The 24,319-nt window shown below is 56.8% G+C and carries 18 protein-coding genes and 7 tRNA genes; 15 read left to right on the plus strand and 10 right to left on the minus strand.

Translation table 11 applies throughout. The annotated features are described in order from the left end of the window. Window positions 1-73: 73 nt before the first annotated feature. From GTO89_RS12170 to GTO89_RS12205, 8 genes are all read right to left on the minus strand, one after another. Window positions 74-149 (minus strand) — tRNA-His (locus GTO89_RS12170). Window positions 150-154: 5 nt separating this feature from the next. After that, window positions 155-229, minus strand: a tRNA-Gly gene (locus GTO89_RS12175). 4 nt (window positions 230-233) lie between these two features. Next, window positions 234-309 (minus strand) — tRNA-Lys (locus GTO89_RS12180). A 22-nt stretch (window positions 310-331) separates the two neighbouring features. Next, window positions 332-406 (minus strand) — tRNA-Gln (locus GTO89_RS12185). 4 nt (window positions 407-410) lie between these two features. Further along, window positions 411-495, minus strand: a tRNA-Tyr gene (locus GTO89_RS12190). A gap of 6 nt (window positions 496-501) precedes the next feature. After that, window positions 502-577, minus strand: a tRNA-Phe gene (locus tag GTO89_RS12195). A 2-nt stretch (window positions 578-579) separates the two neighbouring features. Next, window positions 580-655 (minus strand) — tRNA-Glu (locus GTO89_RS12200). 115 nt (window positions 656-770) lie between these two features. Next, entirely contained in the window at window positions 771-962 is a 192-nt protein-coding gene (locus GTO89_RS12205) for a hypothetical protein (RefSeq protein WP_161262369.1), read from the minus strand. 122 nt (window positions 963-1,084) lie between these two features. Here GTO89_RS12205 and miaB point away from each other — a divergent pair, with 122 nt between their 5' ends. From miaB to GTO89_RS12275, 14 genes are all read left to right on the plus strand, one after another. Further along, window positions 1,085-2,443: a tRNA (N6-isopentenyl adenosine(37)-C2)-methylthiotransferase MiaB gene (gene miaB / locus GTO89_RS12210; RefSeq protein WP_161262370.1), complete on the plus strand. Its 1,359-nt coding sequence runs from the start codon at window positions 1,085-1,087 to the stop codon at window positions 2,441-2,443. 114 nt (window positions 2,444-2,557) lie between these two features. After that, window positions 2,558-3,811: an MFS transporter gene (locus GTO89_RS12215; protein ID WP_161262371.1), complete on the plus strand. Its 1,254-nt coding sequence runs from the start codon at window positions 2,558-2,560 to the stop codon at window positions 3,809-3,811. 170 nt (window positions 3,812-3,981) lie between these two features. After that, window positions 3,982-6,735 carry a DNA mismatch repair protein MutS gene (mutS, locus tag GTO89_RS12220; RefSeq protein ID WP_161262372.1) on the plus strand — a complete coding sequence of 918 codons (2,754 nt, stop codon included), beginning with the start codon at window positions 3,982-3,984 and terminating at the stop codon, window positions 6,733-6,735. Window positions 6,736-6,737: 2 nt separating this feature from the next. Next, a complete protein-coding gene (mutL, locus tag GTO89_RS12225; RefSeq protein WP_161262373.1) occupies window positions 6,738-8,702 on the plus strand; it encodes a DNA mismatch repair endonuclease MutL in 1,965 nt (654 codons plus the stop codon). A 2-nt stretch (window positions 8,703-8,704) separates the two neighbouring features. Continuing rightward, window positions 8,705-9,556 (plus strand): class I SAM-dependent methyltransferase, encoded by an 852-nt coding sequence (locus GTO89_RS12230; protein WP_161262374.1) that lies wholly within the window; start codon window positions 8,705-8,707, stop codon window positions 9,554-9,556. Between the two features lie 68 nt (window positions 9,557-9,624). Further along, window positions 9,625-10,587: a tRNA (adenosine(37)-N6)-dimethylallyltransferase MiaA gene (gene miaA / locus GTO89_RS12235; RefSeq protein ID WP_161262432.1), complete on the plus strand. Its 963-nt coding sequence runs from the start codon at window positions 9,625-9,627 to the stop codon at window positions 10,585-10,587. Further along, entirely contained in the window at window positions 10,584-10,820 is a 237-nt protein-coding gene (gene hfq / locus GTO89_RS12240) for an RNA chaperone Hfq (protein WP_012283609.1), read from the plus strand. Before miaA ends, hfq begins: the two co-directional genes overlap by 4 nt. 606 nt (window positions 10,821-11,426) lie before the next feature. Continuing rightward, entirely contained in the window at window positions 11,427-11,831 is a 405-nt protein-coding gene (locus GTO89_RS12245; protein ID WP_161262375.1) for an NHL repeat-containing protein, read from the plus strand. Between the two features lie 32 nt (window positions 11,832-11,863). Then, the gene (locus GTO89_RS12250; RefSeq protein ID WP_161262376.1) at window positions 11,864-12,679 is read left to right on the plus strand and encodes a hypothetical protein; all 816 of its coding nucleotides are present in this window, start codon (window positions 11,864-11,866) and stop codon (window positions 12,677-12,679) included. Between the two features lie 251 nt (window positions 12,680-12,930). Next, complete coding sequence (locus GTO89_RS12255; protein WP_328793914.1) at window positions 12,931-13,821, plus strand: AAA family ATPase; 891 nt, start codon at window positions 12,931-12,933, stop codon at window positions 13,819-13,821. A 69-nt stretch (window positions 13,822-13,890) separates the two neighbouring features. After that, entirely contained in the window at window positions 13,891-15,723 is a 1,833-nt protein-coding gene (hflX, locus tag GTO89_RS12260; RefSeq protein WP_161262377.1) for a GTPase HflX, read from the plus strand. An 81-nt stretch (window positions 15,724-15,804) separates the two neighbouring features. After that, window positions 15,805-17,133 (plus strand): methionine gamma-lyase family protein, encoded by a 1,329-nt coding sequence (locus GTO89_RS12265; RefSeq protein WP_235920438.1) that lies wholly within the window; start codon window positions 15,805-15,807, stop codon window positions 17,131-17,133. Between the two features lie 127 nt (window positions 17,134-17,260). After that, a complete protein-coding gene (locus tag GTO89_RS12270; protein ID WP_161262378.1) occupies window positions 17,261-17,740 on the plus strand; it encodes a DUF456 domain-containing protein in 480 nt (159 codons plus the stop codon). Window positions 17,741-17,833: 93 nt separating this feature from the next. Continuing rightward, window positions 17,834-18,931 (plus strand): D-alanine--D-alanine ligase, encoded by a 1,098-nt coding sequence (locus GTO89_RS12275; RefSeq protein WP_161262379.1) that lies wholly within the window; start codon window positions 17,834-17,836, stop codon window positions 18,929-18,931. A 69-nt stretch (window positions 18,932-19,000) separates the two neighbouring features. Here GTO89_RS12275 and lexA read toward each other — a convergent pair whose 3' ends face one another. Beyond that, window positions 19,001-19,612, minus strand: coding sequence for a transcriptional repressor LexA (gene lexA / locus GTO89_RS12280; protein ID WP_161262380.1), 612 nt, complete (start codon window positions 19,610-19,612; stop codon window positions 19,001-19,003). Window positions 19,613-19,698: 86 nt separating this feature from the next. Here lexA and glgP point away from each other — a divergent pair, with 86 nt between their 5' ends. After that, window positions 19,699-21,513, plus strand: coding sequence for an alpha-glucan family phosphorylase (glgP, locus tag GTO89_RS12285; RefSeq protein WP_161262381.1), 1,815 nt, complete (start codon window positions 19,699-19,701; stop codon window positions 21,511-21,513). Window positions 21,514-21,627: 114 nt separating this feature from the next. Here glgP and GTO89_RS12290 read toward each other — a convergent pair whose 3' ends face one another. Next, window positions 21,628-23,850 carry a PepSY domain-containing protein gene (locus tag GTO89_RS12290; protein WP_161262382.1) on the minus strand — a complete coding sequence of 741 codons (2,223 nt, stop codon included), beginning with the start codon at window positions 23,848-23,850 and terminating at the stop codon, window positions 21,628-21,630. Window positions 23,851-24,319: the final 469 nt, after the last annotated feature.

Below are 24,319 nucleotides of genomic sequence, written 5' to 3' on the forward strand. Positions count from 1 at the left end.
ATTAATTAAGTGGTTTATGTAGCGTTTATTTCATAAAAAAACTGTGACCTAACGCCACAGTTTGCTGTCAATATGGGGCGGTTGATGGGAATCGAACCCACGAGTCCCGGAGCCACAATCCGGTGCGTTAACCACTTCGCCACAACCGCCAGAATGGAGCGGAAGACGAGATTCGAACTCGCGACCCTCGCCTTGGCAAGGCGAGGCTCTACCACTGAGCCACTTCCGCAAAATGGTGATCCATGCTGGACTCGAACCAGCGACACCCTGATTAAAAGTCAGGTGCTCTACCAACTGAGCTAATGGATCATGTTATGTAAAACCAAGTGAATGGCTGGGGTGGCTGGATTCGAACCAACGAATGGCGGAGTCAAAGTCCGCTGCCTTACCGCTTGGCTACACCCCAGTGATGGTGGAGGGAGAAGGATTCGAACCTTCGAAGGCAGAGCCGGCAGATTTACAGTCTGCTCCCTTTGGCCACTCGGGAATCCCTCCGTATGATGGTGCCTCGGGGCGGAATCGAACCACCGACACGAGGATTTTCAGTCCTCTGCTCTACCGACTGAGCTACCGAGGCAATGGTGACCCGTAGGGGATTCGAACCCCTGTAACCGCCGTGAAAGGGCGGTGTCTTAGACCGCTTGACCAACGGGCCAAATCGCGAACGCAAGTGAGATTATAACGGATTTAAGAAGGCAAATCAACACTATTTTTAACGGAAAAAACAGAAAAATATTCATCTTTGACGGAGAAAAATCGTTCTAAACGCGTTAACGGCGCTTAGACGACCTTTCTTGCGTCTTTTTCGCCGTTGAAGGCTGGTTTTCTGATCTTTTGGTTAATGGATCAACTTTCCCAGAGGCGCCCATTCGACTGATTTTGATCCGCGCAGCAATGTAACCAACCAAAAGCGCCAGGGCAATGGCTCCCATATAGAGTCCAACCGATTCACTAACAGACATGTCCATCCCCTTCTCGTTGTTTTCTTTTTCACTAATGTAACCGATGAGAGAGGAATAAACAAGGTGGCCTGTTCTTCTTTTCAATAGGGGGCGCATTGGGTATAATAATCTAACTGAAAACAATGTCGAGGAGCAGACTTGTGAGCGATAAGAAGAATACCTATCATATTTTGACCTATGGCTGTCAGATGAACGAACGCGACACAGAGTCGCTGACCGGTTTTCTTCGGCAGATGGGGTATAGGGAAGCGGCGCCTGATGAGGCGGGGATTCTGCTGATCAACACCTGCTGTGTCCGTGAATCAGCCGAACGCAAGATACTGGGCAAACTGGGCGAACTGCGCAAGTATAAGCTCGCTCGCCCGGAAACGGTCATCGGCATCGGCGGCTGCATGGTTCAACAGCCTGGTATGGGTGAACGGATCCGCAAGGAATATCCCTACGTGGACATCGTCTTTGGCACCCATAACTTGCACCAGTTGCCGCGCATGATCGAGCAGTGTCAATTTGGACAGGTAGTCGAGGTCTGGGACAGCGAAGGCGAGGTCGTCGAAGACCTGCCGGAACGCAAGGTCGAGGGCATCAAAGCCCATGTGACGATCATGTACGGCTGCAACAATTTCTGCAGCTACTGCATCGTCCCCCATGTGCGCGGCCGGGAACGCAGCCGCAACCCGGAAGACGTCGTCAAAGAGGTCCATTCTCTTGTCGGCCAAGGGGTCAAGGAAGTAACCCTCCTCGGACAAAATGTCAATTCCTACGGCAAGGACCTGCAACCGCCCGTTACTTTTGCCGACCTTTTGCGGATCGTCAATGGCATCGATGGGCTGAAGCGGATACGGTTTACCACATCTCACCCCAAGGACTTCGATTTGGCCTTAATTGAGGCGATGGCCGAGTCGGACAAGGTCTGCGAGCACATCCACCTGCCTGTCCAGGCCGGGAGCAACCGCATCCTGACCGCCATGAACCGCGGCTACACCCGCGAACACTATATGGAGATGATCAGCCGGATCCGCGAAGCGATGCCCCAAGTGGCCTTGACAACAGACATCATCGTCGGCTTCCCCGGCGAGACGGAGGAGGACTTCGCCGATACGCTCGATCTGGTCGAAAAGGTCCGCTATGACAACGCCTTCACCTTCCTCTATTCCAAGCGCAGCGGCACCCCAGCGGCTGAATTGGCCGAACAGGTGGACGCAGACACGAAAAAAGCGCGCTTTCAACGGCTCTTGCAGTTGCAAAATGGGATCAGCCTGGAACACAACAAGGCCCACATCGGGACTTTACACGAGGTTCTGGTGGAGGGCAGGAGCAAAACGAACAAAGAACTGATGACAGGGCGGACGCGGGGCAACAAGATCGTCGTCTTCGCCGGCGATGAACATCAGGCGGGGGAGACGGTCTGTGTTCGCATCGATGAGGCGCGGACGTGGACGCTTTTGGGAACACTCGTGCCGCAGAACGGGCAGCCTCAATGATTCCGCTATGCTTCATTAATCATAGCAAACACCGCTTCCAGGTATTGGGACCTGAAAGCGGTGTTTCTCTTCCCTGCGGGGGAGTATAGGCGTTGTGAAAACAGGGGAGCGAAAATGAACAACTTGACGGGACGAATCACAGCGACATTCCCTGCATTGCGTCATAAAAATTTTCGATATTTTTGGTTTGGCCAGTGCATCTCCCTTTTGGGAACCTGGATGCAACGAGCGGCGCAACAGTGGCTGGTGTACACACTCACCAAGTCTGCTTTCTTATTGGGGATTTTGGGCGTCGGACAATTTGGGCCCATGTTGCTGTTTTCGCTTTTTGCCGGTGTTCTGATCGACCGCTACCCCAAAAAGCGAATCCTAATGATGACGCAGACAGCCTTGATGATACAAGCCCTGATCTTGGCCTATCTGGTCTATTCGGGTGGTGTCTCCTATTGGAAGGTGCTGTTGTTGGCAACATCCTTGGGTCTCGTCAATACCTTGGATATGCCGGCACGGCAGTCGTTTATCATTGAACTGGTCGGCAGACAGGACCTTACCAACGCGATCGCCTTGAACTCAACAATCGTCAATCTGGCGAGAATCGCCGGGCCTTCGCTGGCTGCCTTTTTGATGGCCAACTACGGGGCCGATTTTTGTTTTTTCATAAATGGCGTCAGCTTTGTCCCCGTGATTTGGGGTCTCTATTTAACGCAACCGCTCGCCGGCGTTCGAGAAAAGAAGCAAAAGAAGATCTTCGCCGAGATCCTTGAAGGATTGCGGTATATCGCAGCAAACCCCTTGATTTTACGGGCGATCGTCGCGATGTTGGCTGTCGGCACTTTTGCCATGAATATGGATGTGATGATCCCCGTTTTTGCCGATGTTGTGCTCGGTCAAGGGGTGCACGGCTATGGCGTCCTGCTCTCGGCCGCAGGCGCCGGCTCGCTGGCGGCATCGGTTTTGCTGGCAGCCAAACTGAGGAACAAGCCGAGCGAAAAGCTGATCTTTTTTAGCGCCCTGATAATTTCCCTTTTTCTCGTGATTCTCAATTTTATTCACTCCTACTTTTTTGCCGCTCTGGTTGTTGTCATCGTGGGGTTTTTCAATATGATCTTCATGACATCGGTGAATTCAACGATTCAATTGAATTCCGATGACATCTACCGGGGCAGAGCCATGAGCATTTACACGTTGGCATTTGCCGGAACGACACCAGTCGGCAATTTTTTTGCCGGCGCCATTACCCATCGGTTTGGTCCGGGCGCCGGTTTTCTCATGTGCGGTCTTGTGACCGGCTTTTTTATCGCGGTGATTGTTGCCATGATTTTGATCAGCAGGAGAGCGAAACAAAAAAGAATGCTTCAAGGTCCCTAAGGAGTCGCCCCATACAAGGCGCGTTGCCGAAAACACCGCTTCCCAACCCGTTGGCCTGAAAGCGGTGCGCCTCTTCAGTGGGGACATACGTGGGGACATACGACTCAAGGCCTGCTATAATTGCTTTTATACGAGGGAAACGAACAATTCTGATGTTTCGAGGTTGATCGATGAAAGCTGTCACTCCCATGATGAGACAATATCAGGAGATCAAAAACCGCCAGCCTGACGCCATCCTCTTTTTTCGTCTCGGCGATTTTTACGAGATGTTTGGACCGGATGCGCTCCTGGCCTCACGAGAATTAGAAATAACCCTGACAGGGCGAGACGCCGGTTTAAAAGAGCGCATCCCCATGTGCGGCGTGCCCTACCACTCGGCTCAGGGGTACATATCGCGTCTCGTCGAGAAAGGCTATAAGGTCGCCATCTGTGAGCAGGTGGAAGACCCGGCGGCCGCCAAAGGGATTGTCCGGCGGGAGATCGTCCGCGTCGTCACTCCGGGCACCCTCATGGACACGAATGTCCTTGAAGAAAAGAGCAATAACTACCTCGTCGCTGTGGCCCACCTCTCTGATGAGTGGGGACTGGCGGCGCTCGATGTCTTCACCGGCGATTTTCTGACGGCGCGCTGGCATGATCGCGACATGGCTGCTTTTCAAGCAGAAATTCTGCGCCTGAGTCCCAAGGAACTGCTCGTTCACCCGGTTGTGGCGGCCAACTTCGCCGACCTGGCGGAAGGCTGGCGGAAGCAGGGCATCCTTGTCAGCCCTTTTCCGGCAGAGGGTCTGACCTTGGAACAAGCGACAACAGTTCTCAAAAGGCAGTTTCAACTGTCTAGCCTGGAAGCCTTCGGCTGCGCCCACTGGCCGGCGGCCATTGTTGCCGCCGCCATCAATCTCCGTTACGTCCAGGAAACGCAGCGGGCCAATCTGCCCCACATCACGCGCTTGCGGAGTTACACGACAGAGCGTTTCATGCGCCTTGACCCAGCGACCCGCCGCAACCTGGAACTGACCCAGACGATGCGCGAGGGCAGCCGCAAAGGCGCACTGTTGGGCGTCATCGACAAGACTATCACCGCCATGGGCGGCCGGTTGATCAAGCGCTGGCTCGAACAGCCGCTGACAGACGCAGAGGCCATCTGCCAGCGCCAGGCTGTCGTTTCGGCGTTGGTGGATGACGGCCTGATGCGCCAGGACATCCGCGCCGGATTGCGAACCGTCTACGATCTGGAGCGGCTCGCCGGCAAGGTGGCCTACGGTTCAGCCAACGGCCGGGACCTGATCGCCCTGGCCTCATCGCTGGAGGCGCTGCCTCCGCTTCTGGACAAGCTTCGCCAGGGACCGCCGGTGCTCGATAGGCTTGCCCGCCAGATTGACCCGCTCACACCGGTGGCCCAATGCATTGTTGAAACGCTCGTCGACGAGCCTCCCGTCTCTGTTCGCGACGGAGGTCTGATCCGCAGCGGCTTTCACCCGGAAGTGGACGAACTGCGGGATAGCGCCGGTTCCGGCAAGGAGTGGCTGGCCCGCATTGAGCAACGAGAGCGGGAGCGGACAGGGATCCGGTCGCTAAAGGTCGGTTTCAACAAAGTCTTCGGCTATTATATCGAGGTGTCCAAAGCCAACATGGCCAGCGTTCCTGCCGACTATATCCGCAAGCAAACCTTGACCAACGGCGAACGCTATATCACACCGGAACTGAAAACCTACGAGGAGAAAATCCTTGGCGCCGAAGAGAAGCTGACCCAGTTGGAATACGGCCTTTTTACGGAACTGCGCGACGCCGTCGAGGCTGTTCTGCCGCAGTTGCAGAAGACAGCTGAGCAGGTGGCCCATCTCGATGTGTTTGCCTCCCTGGCCCAGGTGGCCGTCGAGCAGGGCTATGTCTGTCCTGCTATCCACGATGGGATGGAGATTCAGATTCAGGGCGGACGCCATCCTGTCGTGGAGGCCCACCTGGGACCGGGCGTCTTTGTTCCCAACGACACGCGCTTTGACGACGGCGAGGCGCTGCTCTTGATCACCGGTCCCAATATGGCTGGCAAGAGCACCTACATGCGCCAGGTTGCCTTGATCGTGCTCCTGGCCCAGGTGGGTTCTTTTGTGCCGGCCACGTCGGCTTCTGTCGGGGTGGTGGACCGCATCTTTACCCGCGTCGGCGCCTCAGACGACCTCGCGACAGGCCAGAGCACCTTCATGGTCGAGATGACAGAAGTGGCCCATATCCTCCACCATGCCACACCACGCAGCCTCGTCATTCTCGATGAGGTGGGGCGCGGGACCAGCACCTTTGACGGCATGGCCATCGCCTGGGCCGTGGCAGAGGCCATCCAGCGTCTCGGGGCCAAATCGCTCTTTGCCACCCACTATCACGAACTGGTTCGCCTGGAAGAAAGGCTGCCCAGCGTGCGCTGTTACACCATCGCTGTCCGCGAATCTGGCGACGATATCGTCTTTTTGCACCAGATCCGCCCTGGCGGTGTCAATAAAAGCTACGGCATCCAGGTGGCTCGCTTGGCTGGACTGCCCTCATCGGTCATCCTGCGGGCCCGGGAGATCCTGGCCGGCTTGGAAAGCAACCAGGATAAAAGGCCGGCTCCCGGCGTCAATCCTTCGACGGCCTGGATGCCGCTGGAGTGTACCGTCCACACCCATATTGAAGGCGGAGAAGCAACGTTTTGTCATCCTTCAACGGAAAAAGATATAACAGACGCTTCCGACGTTCTTGTCGCCGATGGCGGTGATGCAGGTCAATTGATGCTCTTCGGCGAAAAAGACTCGTCTGCAGTGCAACGCAAAGACAGCGAGACGGCCTCCCGCCTGGTCGACGAATTGGGCCGCCTGGACATCAACCGCATGACCCCCCTGGACGCCCTCAACTGGTTGGCCAAACAGCAGAAAAAGCTGAAACGGGGGAGGTAGTCATGGGAGTCATCCAACGCCTTGACGCGCATACCGTCAACCAGATCGCGGCCGGCGAGGTGGTCGAGCGGCCGGCGTCCATCGTCAAAGAACTGCTCGAAAACGCCCTCGACGCCGGTGCGAATCGCATCGACGTGACCCTCGCCGAGGGTGGGAAAAAACTGATCCGTATCGTCGATAACGGTTGCGGAATGGCTGTCGATGACGCCGAACTATGTGTTGAGCGACACGCCACCAGCAAGATTCGCCGGGCCGAGGATCTGCAGGCCATACAGACCCTCGGTTTTCGAGGCGAAGCGTTGCCCTCGATCGCCGCCGTAGCCCGCCTGACCATCACCACCCGCCGCAGCATCGACAGTCAGGCTGCGCGGGTGCGCATCGACGGGGGGGAACGCCACCCCACTGAGGCGGTGGGCGCTCCGCCAGGCACAACGGTCCAGGTGGAGGATCTCTTTTTCAATACGCCGGCCCGGCGCAAGTTTCTCCGTTCGTCCACGGCAGAAGGCTCTGCCTGCGCCGAGGTGATCTGGCGGTTGGCGGCTGCCCATCCCCATGTCGCCTTTTCCCTGACCCAGGGGAAACAGATTAGCTTCCGTTCGCCTGGAAATAATAAAACCTTAGAGACCTTGTCCGCTGTCTTTGGCCGGGAGATCCTTCCGTTCCTGCTTCCACTCACATCCGCATCGCCAGAAGGCTGGACCTTGAAGGGGTTTGTGGGAAACCCGTCGCTGCACCGGAGCAATCGCAATCACCAGAATTGGTTTGTCAACCAGCGCTGGATCCGTTGCCGCAGTCTGAGCCAGGCCGTGGAAGAAGCCTATCAGGGCATGCTGCCGGGTGGTCGGTTTCCTTTTTTTGTGCTCCATCTTGAACTGCCGCCGGAGACGGTCGACGTGAACAGTCACCCGACCAAGCAGGAGATCAAGATTGACCGGGAGCGAGATGTGGCTGATTTTACGCGCCAAGCAGTGGCGCAGACGTTGCGCGCCCGTTCCCTGTCGCGCTCCCTTTGGTCTGGTGCGCCTGAAAGGGAACAGGGAAACACTGGGACGACTGTTTCTCTCCCGGAAAAAAAGGAAGATGGGGAACGATGGAATCAGGACCGGCTTCTTCTTGTGCGAGAAAGGGCTGCTTCGCCATCTTCCCTGCCCGAGCAACCCGAGCAACCGCTGGAGTATGGCGCGCGCCTGGATAGCGGGAACATGGAATCCACCGGTTCTCTGCACCAGTCGCCTCCGAAATGGCCGAAAGAACCTCCAAAAGGCTACGTAACAGGAGATCATGCCGGCTCGCTGGCGGATTCTCCTATCGTTACACCTGACGAATGCAGGGGTTATGAGATGCCGGAAGCCGCGCCAGAAGCTGTGCCGCTGTTGTTGGCGCGAGATGTAGCCGATTGGATCCCCATCGGACAGTTTCGACGATCTTATATATTGGCTGAAGGCGACGAGACCCTCTTCCTGATCGATCAGCACGCCGCCCATGAGCGGGTGTTGTATCATGAGTTAAAAGAGCGTTACCTGAGTGAATCCGGTGAATGCGCCAGCCAGCAATTGTTGCTGCCGGTCACGGTGACTCTGCCGCCCGCTGAGTTTCAGGGCGCCATTGAGTCCATCGCCGAACTCCGCGACGCCGGGTTGATCCTGGAGCATTTCGGCGGCAATACGCTGCTGATCCGGGCGGTTCCGGTTGGACTGCCGCCGGGTGAGGAAGAGGGACTCTTTCGGGATATCTTGAACAGCCTGATGAAGGGTGTTCGTGATCGGGAGGTCGTCCGGGGGGCCGCCTTGAGCAGTTTGGCTTGTCGCGGCGCCGTCAAGGCGGGCAAAGCGATGAGCCACGCAGAGATGAGCGCCCTGCTGCAACAGTTGGCACGGCTCGAAGGGGTCGACACCTGCCCCCATGGACGCCCCTACCTGCTGCGCATCGACCGCGCTGAACTTGAACGCCGTTTTCTTAGGAGTTGATCATGGCGCTACCGGAACATAGACAGGATGTGTTTCTCGAACATCCCGGAACAGAACTTCGGATCACAACCGTCCATAAAAGCACCCCGAGCGTCGAAGCAAGAGCCAGGGCGCTGGCGGCGGAACTGGGCGCCCTTTTTGTCCCGCGAGAGGGGAAATCAGCTGAGCGCCTGGCCCAGGAGGCTGGCGAAAAGGCGATCTTGATTGTTGAGAAGAATCGATTGACTCTGCGCCAGGGGGAGGACGCCTTCTTTTTTCACCCGAATATGGCCACCTTGCGCATTCGCGCCGTAAAAGAAGGAAAGTGGGATCCCCTCGTCCATGCCCTCGACATCCGACCGGGCGACCGGATCCTTGACTGCACCCTCGGTCTGGGCGCCGACGCCCTTGTGGCCGCTTCCGTTGTCGGTGACAGAGGAGAAGTGATCGGGATCGAACACAGTCCCTTGATCGCGCTGATTGTCCGCGAGGGTCTGCAACAGCCGCTACAGGGGCGTGTCGCCGCTCTGCAACAGGCGATGGGGCGCATCCGTGTCGTCCAGGGGGACCACCGCGCCCTGCTCAGTGGCTTTTCAGACGGCAGCTTTGACAGCGTCTACTTTGACCCGATGTTTCGAAGGCCCCAGCGCGCCTCCAACGGAATCGGCGGTCTTCGTCAATTGGCCGATCCCCGTCCCCTCGAAGCGGCGGTGATCGCCGAGGCGCGCCGCGTCGCTCGCCGTCGAGTGGTGCTGAAGGAACGGCGTGATAGTCTCGAATGGGAGCGCTTAGCGCCCGAACGGATCGAATGCGGAAGATACGCCCCTGTGGCTTACGGCATCTGGAGCGGAGGAGGTGGAAACCCTTGGGAATGATCCCCCAGTTCGGTGGCGATGTCCTCACTGCGCCAGACATCAACGGCGACGGTCATCTGCTCCCGCTCGTGCTTATTGTGGGACCCACGGCGGTGGGCAAGTCTGATGCCGGCATCGCCCTGGCCCAGCGTTTCAACGGTGAGATCATCTCCGGTGACTCGATGCAGGTCTACCGGGGAATGGATATCGGAACAGCCAAGCTGAAACCGGAGGAGCGGGGCGGCATCATCCATCACATGATCGATATTCTCGATCCCGATCAGCCCTTCAGTGTGGCCGACTTTCAACGACGTGTCACGGCGCTCATCGCCGACATCGTCGGACGGGGCCGGTTGCCGATCCTGGTGGGCGGCACGGGGCTCTATGTCCGGTCGATCATCGATCACTATGCCTTCACCGACGAAGCGACGGATCTGGAACTGCGCCAGCGATTGGAGGAGGAAGCCGCGTCTTTCGGGCTGGAAGTCCTGCACAACCGGCTGACCGAGGTGGACCCCGCTGCGGCCCGGCGGATCCATGTGAATGACCGCAAGCGCATCATCCGCGCCCTGGAGGTCTATCATCTGACAGGACGCCGCCAGAGCGATTTTCACTACGCCGACGCCATTCAACAGCCGAAATACCGTCTTGCCCCCATTGCCCTAACGATGGAACGGCAAGAGTTGTACCGTCGCATTGACCTGCGTGCCCAGATCATGATAGAATCGGGTTTAGTGGAAGAAGTAAAAGGGCTCCTAAAACGGGGATTCCCGCCAACGCTTCCATCGATGCAGGCCATCGGTTACAAGGAAATCGTCGGGTATCTTCAGGGCGAATACGACCTGACACAGGCACTCTACTTACTGCAGCGGAATACGCGGCATTTTGCCAAGCGTCAGTATACATGGTTTCGCCGGGACTCCCGGCTGATCTGGTTTGCCGCCGACGCCATTGAGCGAGAGAAACTGCTGGAGGGCATGTGCAACGCCGTTCGGAACGCTCTTGGAGGGCATGTAGAGAGAAATATAAATGATGGAGGGGCACTCAGATGACCAAGCAACTTAATCTTCAGGATGCATTCCTGAATCAAGTGCGCAAAGAAAACCTCCCTGTCACCATTTTTTTGGTGAACGGCTTCCAAATCAAGGGGATGGTCAAAGGCTTTGACAGCTTTACCGTCTTTCTTGACGTAGAAGGCAAACAACAGATGGTCTACAAGCACGCCATCTCGACGATTATGCCGCTGCGACCGGTCTCGCTTTCCATGGATGCCAATAAAGCCTAACGGAGACAACCCAAAAAACGCCTCGTCTTGAGGCGTTTTTTTACGCCCATAAACTTGATTATATTAGAATAGTTGGCAGGATTATGAAATATTTTGGGAGAATATTTGGTGAGACTCGGTATGATCTACCAACGTCTCAGGATGATTGAAAACGTGGGGAAGACGAACAGAATCGAGGTGGCTGGAATGGAGGAACTGTCAGAACGGACGGAACAAAGGGACATGGACGACAAGGCCCAGCCGAAGCGAAGGGGCCGAATCGCTGCTGCCGGTTTTACGGGTGAAACGGTTGCAGGACCCCTCTCACCATCACTGCCCCCCTATAAGCACAAAAAAAAAGCCGCCCGTTCACGAAGGCCCTACCTTCTCCTGACTGCGGTGGCGCTCCTGCTGATCCTTGGGGGAGGAGCGGTCGCGTGGTGGAGCGGTTGGAGCCCCCTTGTCGCAACGGTCTCTACGCTTTCCGGTGGGAGAATCACCGGGCCCGGCATAAACCTGGCGACTCGTGAGCGGGATCTGTCAGCGCCGAAGGAGGCTTCAGATGCTCTTGCCGGTGGGTCGGAGAGAAAATCCGCGCCCGGAGAACCCAGTTGGGGAGATGGGTGGGTGACGGAGATGACCTCCGATAGTCTCCCCTTTATCCCGGTCGCCCTGGTTCCGCTTACAGGCGGTCGCGCCGTTGCCGCCGATCCGCAAGGCATGCTGTATATTCTGGACCCTGAAGGCAAGGTGGAACGGCAGTTCGGCCGCAGCGCCGGCAGCGAAGTGACCAAGCTCACCGGTCTTGCCGTCGATCCCAGGGGGTATATTTTTGTGGGGACCGACGAACGCATTGAGGTTTGGCATGGAACGGGCGAGTTTGCTTCCTATTTTTCCGTTGGCGGCGGTGTGACATCGCTTGCGGTAAATGAGGAGGGAAAATTGCTTGTTAGCGATCGAAATGGCAAGATCAAAATATTTTCGGCGGCCAGACCAGGGAATTCGCTATTGATGTCGAAATATCCAGAATAAAGGGTCATCTCTTTTGAACGGAGATGGTGAACATGAGCATCTTCCCCTGGGAGAGCCAATGGGAAATGGTCGCCTGGTTCGCGCTCTTTGGAGGGTTCGCCCACTACAGCGACCAACTGTCAGCCGCTATGCTCCAGCGTGGTTTTTTACGACAAAAGACGTGGTGGCTGCGGTGCGGGGCCGCCTGCCTGGCGGCGGGAATCTATCCGCTTTTTTATCTGGGAGCCGATGTAATCGTCGGTGAAGCGACACGCATGGCCGAGACGCCGCTGTCGGTTATGGGGCGCTCGATGGCTGCCGGCGTGCTGGCGATGGGGGCGACGATGCTCGTATCGACTGGCAGGTACCTATCCTTGCAGCGGGAGGTATTGATCGAACAGGTCCTGGCAGGTTGGGATTTTGAATTTGATGACTTGGTGGAGGATCAGGTTTGGACAGCTCACTCCATTCCGGATCTGAATGATCTGAACAGCCGCTTCGGCAGAGGTCGTCTGTCCGTTGCCGTTTTGAACAGGGAGGGAGAGGTGCTCACCATCGGAGTGCGTCGCTCCAGTCACCTCCGATTTGGGCCCCAGGAGCCTTACCAATTGACGGCCTGGATCGGTTTGGAGGGAGGCCAAGCGGCGGCGATCTGGTTTCGGACAGAAGAGGACCGGCGTTCTCCTTCCGATGAGGAGCTGGATGAGGTGAGGCGAGTGTTCCAAAGCCTGCAAAAACGACAGATCGATCTGCGGTTCGTCCTCTTCTACAATGGCGCTCAGGTCCAATGTCTCTATGCCGGTCCGCCGTCTCCGTCGGGTCACCAGGGGATGATGCCGGTCAACCGCGAATCGACACACACCCTGTGAAGCCCATTTAGCTGCGCAAAGCCTGGCGTTTATGCCGGGCTTTGTTTTTTTCTGGACAGCGCGATCATAGGATTTATGGATCAGGCAAACGGGAGGTGACCGACTTGAAAATCCGGGTGAATATTAACGCCGACTCACAACCGTCCTTGCTGAGCAAGACATCCTGGCTTCCCGTGCCGAACCCTTTGATACGCGGCGGATTGGCTGAGGGCAGTGAGGAGCGAGGCAAGGAAGATAGGGAGCCCGACAAGATTGGGATTACCGGAAAGCTTGGAGAAAAGGTCAAGGCCTCAGGCAAGATTCAGGAGATCCTTGATGAGATCACGGGGCTCGTAGGGCTCCAGGAAATCAAAGCGCTCATCCATGAATTGCGTTCTTTCGTGGAAATCCGTCAGCTCCGGGGCAAAGAGGGGCTGCTCAATGAACCGATGTCCTTGCACATGATTTTCAAGGGCAATCCAGGCTCAGGAAAAACGACAGTAGCTCGCCTGATCGGGCGGCTTTTTAAGGAACTGGGCGTGTTGCCCAAAGGTCATATTGTCGAGGTGGAGCGAGCTGATCTCGTCGGGGAATACATTGGGCACACGGCCGTGAAGGCGCGGGAACAGGTAAAAAAAGCGCTCGGCGGGGTGCTCTTCATTGATGAGGCCTACTCCTTGGCCCGAGGAGGCGAAAAGGATTTCGGCAAGGAGTGCATCGATTGCCTCGTTCGGGCCATGGAGGATCACCGGGACAGCCTGATCCTGATCCTAGCCGGCTATAAGGATGAGATGGAGTATTTCCTGCACTGCAATCCAGGGATCCGCTCCCGCTTTCCCATTCAGTTGGAATTTCCCGATTACACGACGACGGAACTGTTGGCCATCGCTGACGCCATGGTGGCGCAGCGGCAATACCGCATGTCTGGTGAAGCCCGGTTAACGCTGCGCAACTTTTTGCTCCACCAGGAAAAGTTCGGCCACCAACACCGGGGAAATGCCCGCCTTGTCCGCAATATCGCCGAAAAAGCGATTCGCCGCCAAGCTGTCCGCTTGCTCCATGCCTACGACTATCAGAAGATCTCCCGAGAGGCCTTGATGACGCTGGAAGCTCAAGATATGCTTGAAGGCTGCAATCTGGCCGGCTTGGAAACGTCATCATAGGTGAATGCCTTGGTCATGTCGATGACCCTGCCGCTAGTAAAAAGGTCATGGTTATGGTAAAATGTTGCTATGAGTGATCAACGCATAAAAGGCAACCTGGATGGTGTCGCGCGCAGCCGCCTGGACCGGTTGAGCGGGCTGCTGGAACTGCAGATGGACGCTGATTTGCTCCTTGACCCGGAAGTGGGTAAGGAGCTTGTTTTGTTTACCTCCCTCACGGGACGGGAGGTGGCCCTTTTCGTGGACCGGCGCGGACGAGTGGTCGATCTTGCGGTCGGTGATGCCCACACGGTGGCCATGAGCGACCATGATGGCCGCCGAGGGACGCAGCGCCTGGCCGGTGTGCGCTGTGTCCACACCCACCCTGGGGACAGTCCTCACTTGAGCGATGTCGATCTGTCGGCCTTGCGTCAACTTCGCCTTGACTGCATGGCTGTAATTGCCGCCGCCGAGCCTCACCGCGGTTCAGTGGCCTGCCTGTCGCCTGGCGGTGAAGTCGCCATTGAGATGACTGGGCCGCTGAAATACGAGAAGCTGTGCGCCTTTCCCTGGCGGGAAGCGGTGCGCCTCTATGAAAAGAGCGCCTCCACGGTGGAGACGGTGGTGACAGGAGCGGAAAAAGAACGGGCCTTTCTCATCGGCCTGGAAGGGAACGCTTTTGATGAGGAACCACCGCTGGAGGAACTGGCTCAACTGGCTGAGACGGCGGGCGCCGTCGTCGTCGGTCGAATGACCCAACGCCTAGAACGGCCCGATCGGTCCACTTATCTCGGTTCGGGAAAAATCCGCGAACTTTCATTAGCTGTGCAGGTGACACGGGCCGACCTGCTGATCGCTGACGAGGAGTTATCGCCAGCCCAGCAACGACGGTTGGAAAGCCTCACAGGGGCCCGGGTCGTCGACCGGACGGCTCTGATCCTGGACATCTTCGCCAGCCGCGCTCGAACCCGGGAAGGCAAATTACAGGTGGAATTGGCCCAATTGCAGTACCTGTTGCCGCGATTGACCGGCCAGGGCCAGGCATTATCCCGCCTCGGCGGCGGCATCGGCACCCGCGGCCCCGGCGAGACGAAGCTTGAGACAGACCGTCGCCACCTGCGGCGGCGAATGACTGAACTGGAAGGCGAACTCAACCATGTTCGTCATCACCGGGAACGGTTGCGCCATTCGCGGCAGCGCTCAGACCTGCCGTTGATCTCCATGGTCGGTTATACAAATGCCGGCAAGTCGACCCTGAGCAGCTTGCTCGTGTCGAGGCTCGCCCCGCTGGGAGGCCCGAGTCCCGGCGGGGAAGACAAACTCTTCGCGACCCTCGATCCGACGACGCGGCGAATCCGGCTGCCCGGAGAGCGGGATGTGCTGATCTCCGATACGGTCGGCTTTATCCGCAAACTGCCCCACTCATTGGTGCGCGCCTTCCGGGCCACTTTGGAGGAGATCGTCGCCGCTGACCTGTTGCTGCATGTCGTCGACGCCTCCCACCCGGCAGCGGTTGAACAGTTGAAGACGGTGGAAGCGGTGCTGACAGAGATCGGCGCCGGTGAGAAGCCGGTGCTGACAGTGCTGAACAAGATCGACAGGGTGACGGCGAACGACATGGATGGCTCCCTGCTGCCAATAGGACCGTGGGTCGCCCTTTCAGCGCATACGGGAGAAGGCGTCGATACTCTTTTGGCGACCATCGCCCAGATGTTGCCGAGTGATCGCGTTACCATTGACGCGCTGATTCCTTATAACCAAGGGAATCAGATCGATTCCTTTTACCGGAGCGGGGTGGTTCGCCAAGTGACTTATGAGGCAGAAGGCGTCCGTATCCGCGCCGATGTGCCGAAAGCCTTTGCCCGATTGTTTCGTGGCGGCAATGCCATAAAAGGGGATAACGGCAACGGCGAGACGCCGTAAACCAAAGGCGAGCGAGAGCGCTAGGAATCACGAAGATGTAACAGAAAACAAAGAACCAATGAAACAGGGAGAAGCTATGCTATGAAACAGATAGGCACGGAACATCTTGGTCTCATCGCAAGTCTTTGCCAGGCAGGCAGGCTTGCGCCTGAGATGGCCCGCCTCGCCGAATCAGCCGCCACTGACGCGGCCCCGATCATCGACCGGCTCGCCGCCCAACGGGAGCGCCATCAACTCCGGCTGTTGTCGGCTTTTCACGACTGCCGCGTTTCTGATTACCACTTGGGTGTTACGACTGGCTACGGCTATGGCGACAGCGCCCGCGACACCCTTGACCAACTGTTTGCCGCCGCGCTGTCAGCGCAAAGCGCCCTGGTGCGCGAGCAATTCGTCTCCGGCACCCATGCCATCGCCACAGCCCTCTTTGGTGTCCTCCGGCCGGGGGACGAACTCCTCGCGGCGACGGGGAGGCCCTACGACACCCTTTGGGAGGTCATCGGTCTCGGTGATGAACCGGCCGAAGGGAGTTTGCGCGAGTTTGGCGTTGGCTATGATCAGGTGGAACTGACCACCGATGGCGTCATCGATCTGCCGGCGCTTCTTGATCGTTTGCGCCCGGCCACGCGACTGGTGCTCTTCCAACGATCGCGCGGCTACAGCCTGCGTCCGTCGCTGTCATCGCAGGCGATCGGCGAGGCATGCGAAGCCATCCACAGCCTGCGGCCTGACGTGGTCTGTTTTGTCGACAACTGTTACGGCGAACTGGTCGAAGCGGAGGAACCGACCACATTCGGCGCCGATCTGATGGCCGGCTCGTTGATCAAAAACCTCGGCGGCGGTCTGGCGCCTACAGGCGGATACATCGCCGGTCGGGAGGAATGGGTTCGCCGGGCGGCGACGCGGCTGACCGCCCCGGGCATCGGCGCTCACGTCGGCAGCAGCCCCGGTGGACGGAGACTCTACTTCCAAGGGTTGTTCCTGGCGCCTCAGGTAGTTTTCGAAGCGCTGGCAGGCGCCGTTTTCGCCGCCCGTCTCTTCGAACGCCTTGGCTTTGCTGTAACTCCCAGTTACGACGCCGCTCGCAGCGACATCATCCAGGCCATCACCCTTGGCAGCGCCGAGCGGGTCGTCGCCTTCTGCCAAGGACTCCAAAAGGCCTGCCCCGTTGACGGTCATGTGATCCCGCAACCGGCGCCGATGCCCGGTTACGCCGATCCGGTGATCATGGCTGGAGGAACCTTTATCCAAGGAGCCACGAGCGAATTGAGCGTCGACGCTCCGATGCGCGAGCCCTATGCCGTCTATTTTCAAGGCGGTCTCTCGCAGACCTTCGTCCGCATCGGCGCACTTTCGGCCGCTCAGACCTTGCTGGAACGAGGGCTATTACCTGGCGACCTCTCATCATCATAAACAGCCGGAGGCGTGAAGGACTCATCAAAGCGAGTCAACATATATGCCGATCCATGCAGGAGCTTGTCACACAATGTGGAAATACTAGTCCTATTGACATTGCAATGACACAGGGGAGAGTCGGACTTTGTACGATTATTGGTTGATCGGCGCCATCGTCGTCATGTTTATCGGCGTCCTCGGCACCTTTTTGCCGGTGATTCCAGGGGTTTCGCTGATCTTTTTAGCCATGGTCGGCTATGGCTTTTCAGAAGGTTTTCAGAAGATGACGCCGCTGTTTCTGGGGTTGAACCTGGTTGTCGTGCTGCTGTCTGGCGGATTGGATTACATCGGAACGGCCTGGGGCGCCCGGCGGTTCGGCGCCTCCTCCTCGGGGACCTGGGGCGCTGTGGCGGGCGGGCTGTTGGGTCTTGTCACATTTGGACCGATCGGTCTCGTAGCCGGTCCCTTCATCGGGGCTGTTGCCGGTGAGATCTGGCATGGCCGTTCCATTGACAGCGCGCTGGAAGCAGGGGTTGGCACCGTGCTCGGGTTGGCCGGCGCTTCGGCATTGCGTTTTCTGCTGGCCATTGGGATGCTGGTCGCCTTCATCTGGCGGATCTGGTAGCGCCGGCGACCCTGTCGCATAAGATATTTCATTGAATGGCACGCAGAAGGGTGGGTCAAACCATCCTTTTTGCTTGGAAAGGGGGACCTGGCGATGAAACAAACCGTCGCCGTGATCTGTGGCGGCCGCTCGGGGGAACACGAGGTTTCCCTGGCATCGGCCCAATCCATCGTCAACGCTTTGGACCGTTCCCGCTTCAACGTGTTGCCCATCGGCATTGACCGTGAAGGCGCCTGGTGGATGGGGCCGGCGGTGATCGACAACCTGCGAAAAGGACAAAAGCCCTACGGACAACGGGTCTACTTCCTGCCCGATCCGACCTGCCCCGGCCTGGTTGAGGAAAGCACGAGCGGCCGGCAGTTGGTTTCTGTCGATATCTTTTTCCCCGTCTTGCATGGTCCCAATGGGGAGGACGGGACCATACAAGGGCTTTTTGAAACAGCAAATGTTCCTTATGTGGGTTGTGGTGTCCTGGCCTCAGCTTGCGGGATGGATAAGGCGATCATGAAGGCGCTTTTCGCCCAGAGCGACCTGCCCCAGCTGCCCTATTTGGTCGTGCTGCGCGGCCGTTGGGAAACAGCGCCCGAACAGGTGCTCGACGATGTGGAAAACCGCCTTGGCTATCCCTGCTTCGTCAAACCGGCCAATATGGGATCCAGCGTAGGCATCACCAAGGCGAACAACCGGGCGGAACTGGTCGGCGCCTTCGATGACGCCGTCCGTTACGACCGCAAACTGGTCGTCGAAAAGGGGATCAATGTCCGCGAGATCGAAGTCAGCGTGCTCGGGAACGACGAGGTGGCGGCATCGCTGCCAGGCGAGATCGTACCGGCTCACGAGTTTTACGACTATGACGCCAAATACGCCAACGCCGCTTCACGGTTGCTCATCCCGGCGCCCTTAGAAGCGACGGTCACGTCGTGCTTTCAAGAGATGGCCATCCGCGCTTTCCGGGCCGTTGACGGCTCAGGCCTTTCCCGCGTTGATTTTCTTGTCGACAAGGACAACGGCGAGATTTACATCAACGAAATCAACACCCTGCCCGGTTTTACATCGATCAGCATGTACCCCAAACTGTGGGCAGCCACCGGCATCGCCTATGAACAACTGCTCACCCGGCTTGTCGACCTGGCCTTGGCGCGGCACCGGGAAAAACAGCGCAACGCCACAGAACGGCTCCCACGCGAATAAGGTACAGACAAAAAAAGACGCCCTCCCTTTTCGTGGAGCGGCGCCTTTGCTTTTTAAACGCAAATAAAGCTAGAATTTTCGCAACAGGGCGATGACCTTGCCAAGGATGTGAACCTCTTTGATCAGGATAGGCTCCATATAATCGTTTTCCGGCTGGAGTCGATAGTAATCCTTTTCCTTAAAAAACCGTTTGACTGTCGCCTCATCGCCAAGCAAGGCGACGACAATATCACCGTTGTCGGCCGTCTGCTGGATGCGGACGATGACAAGGTCGCCGTCATGGATGCCGGCATTGATCATGCTCTCGCCGCGGACAGTCAGGATAAAGACCTGATCAGAACGGATAAAGTCGAGGGGAAGGGGGAAGGTATTTTCGATATTCTCGGTGGCGAGGATGGGGCGACCGGCGCTAATCCGCCCGAGAATCGGGATATCGATGAGCGGTCGTTTCGCCCCGTCTTCTTCATCGGGCGCCAGCACTTCGAGAGCCCGTGGCTTGGCAGGATCGCGGCGGATAAAGCCCGCTTTTTCCAAGCGGTTGAGGTGACCATGAACAGTGGAACTGGAGGTCAGGCCGACGGCGTCGCCAATCTCCCGGACAGAGGGCGGGTAGCCACGGCGGCGGATCTCCGTGCGGATATAATTCAGAATCAGTTTTTGCCGTTCGCTCAACTCGAACATCAAGGGCCCTCCCGGATATGTCCGTTTTCCGCCAATCATTATAACATAATTTGCACTTTCATTCATCAATTCGCGACAAATGGGGTATGAATTCATCGGAGTTGCGCATGATAGCAAAAGACACCCTATTCTCTGCAGTGGGAGGTGAATTCCGGCGGAACGTACCCTTTTCCGCTGGAAAATACGATTTGAGGCTTGACGATGAAGCGGCGAAAAAACCTCGAGTAGCATACTTTTGCATGGAATATGGTCTAGATCCCCAGTTACCCATCTACGCCGGCGGACTCGGCGTGTTGGCTGGCGATTATTTGAAAGCAGCCTATGATCTCAGCCTACCCATGGTGGGCATCGGCATCCTCTGGAATCAAGATTATACGCAGCAGTACATCGGAGAAGACGGACGCCCCTATGATAAGTATCCCAATTTCACCTTCGATTCTGTTAAAGATACGGGCGTAACGGTCAAGGTGCGGGTGCGGGGCGCCGATGTGGTCTGCAAAGTCCATAAGGTCGAGCAATACGGTAATGTGCCCCTCTACCTGCTGGATACCAATTTCCCTGGCAGCGAACATGGATGGATGACAAACCGTCTTTACGGCGGAGGCGCCCAGGATCGGATCGCCGCCGAGATCATCCTCGGGATCGGCGGCATCCGGGCCTTGCGCGCCCTGGATATTGATGTCGATATCTATCACATGAACGAGGGGCACGCCGTGTTTTGCGGCCTTGAACTGATTCGGGAAAAGATGAGGCAGGGGATGTCCTATAAGGACGCCCGGAGCGAGACACGCAAGCAGATCGTTTTTACCACCCATACGCCCGTCGAAGCGGGAAACGAAGTCCATGGCCATGATCTGCTCCAGCACATGGAGGTTTACAACGGCTTGACCTATGAGCAAGCCCGCGAGATCGGCGGCGATCCCTTCAACATGACAGCGGCCTCGCTGCGATTGTCCCATATCGCCAACGGGGTGTCCAAGCTGCACGGGCAGACGGCCTGCCGCATGTGGAAAGAAATCCGTGAATCTGCCTGCATCATCTCCATCACCAACGGGGTGCACCTGCAGACCTGGCAGGATGAGGGAATCCGGGACGCCTTCGAGCGTAAAGGCGATCTCTGGGCGGCCCACCAGGCGAACAAGGGCAGGTTGGTCGACTACATCGAAAAACACTGCCACACCCGGTTGAATCCGGACGCGCTGATTGTCGGCTTTGCCCGTCGCGCCGCGCCGTATAAACGGAGCGATCTGATCTTCCGATCTTCCGAAGTAATTGAACCGCTGTTGCGTGAGGGCAAGATCCAGCTTGTCTTTTCCGGCAAGGCCCATCCGCAGGATGGGATCGGCAAGGACATCATCCAGCAGTTGGTGCGCATGTCCAAGAAATACGGCAAAAGTGTCGTGTTTATCGAGAACTACAACATGGAGGTCGCTCGCCACATGGTGCGCGGCTGCGATGTCTGGCTGAACAACCCGCGCCGTCCCCTGGAAGCGAGTGGGACCTCGGGGATGAAGGCCGCCATGAATGGGGTCCTCAACCTCAGCGTCGTCGACGGATGGGTCGGCGAAGGGCTGCAGCACCGGGTGAGCGGATGGCTGCTAAATCCCATCCTGGAAGCCAACCTGAACGAATGGGAGCAAGACGAAAAAGACCTGCGGGAACTGTACCGTGTGCTTCTTCAAGAAGTCATCCCGACCTACTACCAGGATCGAGAACGGTGGGTGCAGATGATGCGCGCCAGCATTGACATGTCTCGTTGGCAGTTCTCGTCACACCGGATGATCCGCGAATACTACGATGTGATGTATGAGGTCACCCGTTCCGCCCAGGAGCTCGATATCCCCTCCATGCCGCTCGGTGTGTATCGTGAGCAGGAACATCGCGGGTATCCGTCGCCGTAGCAGCCAAAACCAAACCGTAATAGTGAAAAAAGCCAAAAGAGAAACGGCGACATCACCGTTTCTCTTTTGGCTTAGATGGCTTTATTCGCCCCACAGGGAAGGCTTGTATTCCCCTTATTTCACCTTAAGCGCGCGAACCAGGGCAGTCGCCGCTTCCAATCGTGTGACCGGTTGATCGATCGCGAGGGCGTTTTCTCCGCCAGGCAGCAACCCCAAGCCCCAGGCGAGCGCCACATAGCCCTTTGACTGGTCGGGAAGGGAGGCCGCGTCTTCTTGAGGAAGCTGGTAAATCGATTGCAACCGCGCCGCCGGTTCCAGCTTCAACATCCTCACCATCCACTTGGCCAACAATTCGCGATTTACCGTGTCGCCAGGTTGTATGGTTTCAGTCAACCAACCGAGAGAGCGAGCCCGATCGATGATCTCCCCATCGGTAGGCTTATCTTCACGATAGAAATCGGAACGGGTAAGGACCATCGAGCGCAGGAGCGAGACCGCCGATACGGGTTCACCGGGATGCAGGGCATCGCCGAACTCCCGAAAGGCTTTCAACTGGCCCAACTGATGAATCTCTTTGGCAAGGGGGTTGTCGTCGATATCGGTGAAATGGAAGCCCTTTTGGGGAAGTTCTGCGGGCTTGCCGTCAAATTGAAGCGGTTGACCTGAGCGGGCGTCGATCATTTCATAGAAGAAGCCGTTCTGTTCCTCTTTGGCGAGATAGACGAGCTTAATGGGCGTTTTTTTTCCAGTAACTGTATCGCCATATACATAGGTGAGTGTAAGGGGGCGGGATTTTAGGAAGGCATCGACGGCGGCGCTAGGACCAAGCGCGCCGTCCGGTGAAGCAAAGGAGGTCGAGTCGTTCCAACGAACTTGATAACTTGTGACTTTTTTGGTTTTTGAATCGACGGATACTTCGATAAAGTTTTCCGGGTAGGGAACATCGCCAACATACCGGCGATAGGTAAAGGAGTGCTGGGGAACATGCTTGCTACTGGCAACATCCGGAAGAATCTGCTCGCTGCTGTTGATGCGGATTTTGGAAAACCGGTCAGGCTGAATCTTTTGCAAAAAAGCCTCAGCGATTTTCTGAGCCTCTTCACGCGGTAAATCGCCAGCATCATTGCTTGTTTCGTTTGACTTATACGAATAGAATTCGATCAAATCTCCCGTTTGAGCATTCACCCGGGCAGTGGTAAAGGGGATGAGCCGTCTTTGTTTGTCGTCCTTATTTGCCGGTTGCCAGTCAAAGGACCAGGCAAACTCGTCGTCTTCAAATCTGCTCAGCCTGGCATTCAGCAACGTTGCGCCTTGGGGAATGTCAAACCACTTCGTTACGGCTTGGAGGGCCTTTTCTTTTGGGAGCAGTTTGCCCGTCAACTCGATCTCCTTGTTTTCTTGGGGGGTTAGGTTGGCGGCTTCTTTTTTGCTCATCACAAGATCGCCACCGCTGCCCATCCCGCCTCGAAAGCCAACCATCTCAGGTTTCACAGGTTGACCGGTAAAGGCATCGATCCGTCCGTTGGAGGGATGATTGAGCCGGTACACCAACTGGGGCTCTTTCGCTTTTTTTCCGTCAGGGGTGCGTGGTGTGAAGTATTGTAACTCCAGCATGCCCTCTTTTTCATAGATTTGTCGAGCCTGGTCAAGTGAGATGACACCCTGGGAACTTGGCACATCCCGATTGGCCCAATTGACGAAATAATTAAGTAGATCACCGGTATTGGCGTCCATTTCGACAGAGATCGTGTTGGCCGGGAAGGGGATCCCCTTCTGGGTTCGTTGCCAGACAAAATGATAGCGTTTTTCCATTTCGGTCCGCATCATCGAACCGCTTAAACCATCGATTTGCAGTTCCAGATCATCACATTTTGTTGGATTTAACTGCTTCACCAGTCGCCAGGCTTTATCGCGGGCATTGTCCAAAGAAAGGGAGGGGAAGGGGTTCGCCCGTTCCGGCTCGACCCGTTCCTGCCATATATTCATCGATAAAATCTCGCCCCTGTTGGCATCCACCGAAACCTCGAAATATCCCGATTTCTTTTCTGGTCTCCACGATAAGCTCCAAGCCGTTTGGTCGCCATCACCATTTAAACTGGATTGGAAATTCGTAAAGCCATCCGGCACAGGGAATGCTTCTTTTGCCTTGATCAATGCTTGTTCCAATGACACCTGTACGTTGTGGGGAGACGTGGAATCTCCCTGGGCGACAGGCGTCGCAACCACCTTGGCGGTTTCTGTCGCCGCTGCAGCACCGGCCGGTGTGACGGCGGTGGCGAGAAGGCAGACACTGAGGCAACTGGCCAGGCAATTGCGCATCCTTACTTTTTGATTCATCTCACACACTCCTTTAATCCAGTAACCGCTATCTTTGGTTATCTAGGATCATCTTCACCGATATGACGATGAATGAGACAGAAAGGTTTCACTTGTTTTAGAAGTTTTTCGTGAATGCCCGAATAGACAGATCGCGCCTAACTTGTCGAGATTGCTAGTTGACATAATGTTTAAGTGGTGTAGGGATCGCACTGGCAACGTTCACTGAGGCGAAATACCTGTCAAGCAAGGTATGTAGATCCAAAACAGGTCGAGTCAAGTTAGATTTTTGGCACACCGAACGGATCAAGGAATAGAGTTGGGGGGTTTTTGTTTTCAATCCCCAAAAAGCGAGCAACCAGCGGTTCTGCACATCCGTTGTAACAAAAGGAACATCGATCACGAAATTCTGTTTCGGCATGCGCCTCAAGAAGCCGCGCAACCGGACAACTTGCTTGAACGGGATAAATCAACCTCTTTCAAATCTCCG

Source organism: Heliomicrobium gestii (assembly GCF_009877435.1).
Taxonomy (GTDB): domain Bacteria; phylum Bacillota; class Desulfitobacteriia; order Heliobacteriales; family Heliobacteriaceae; genus Heliomicrobium; species Heliomicrobium gestii.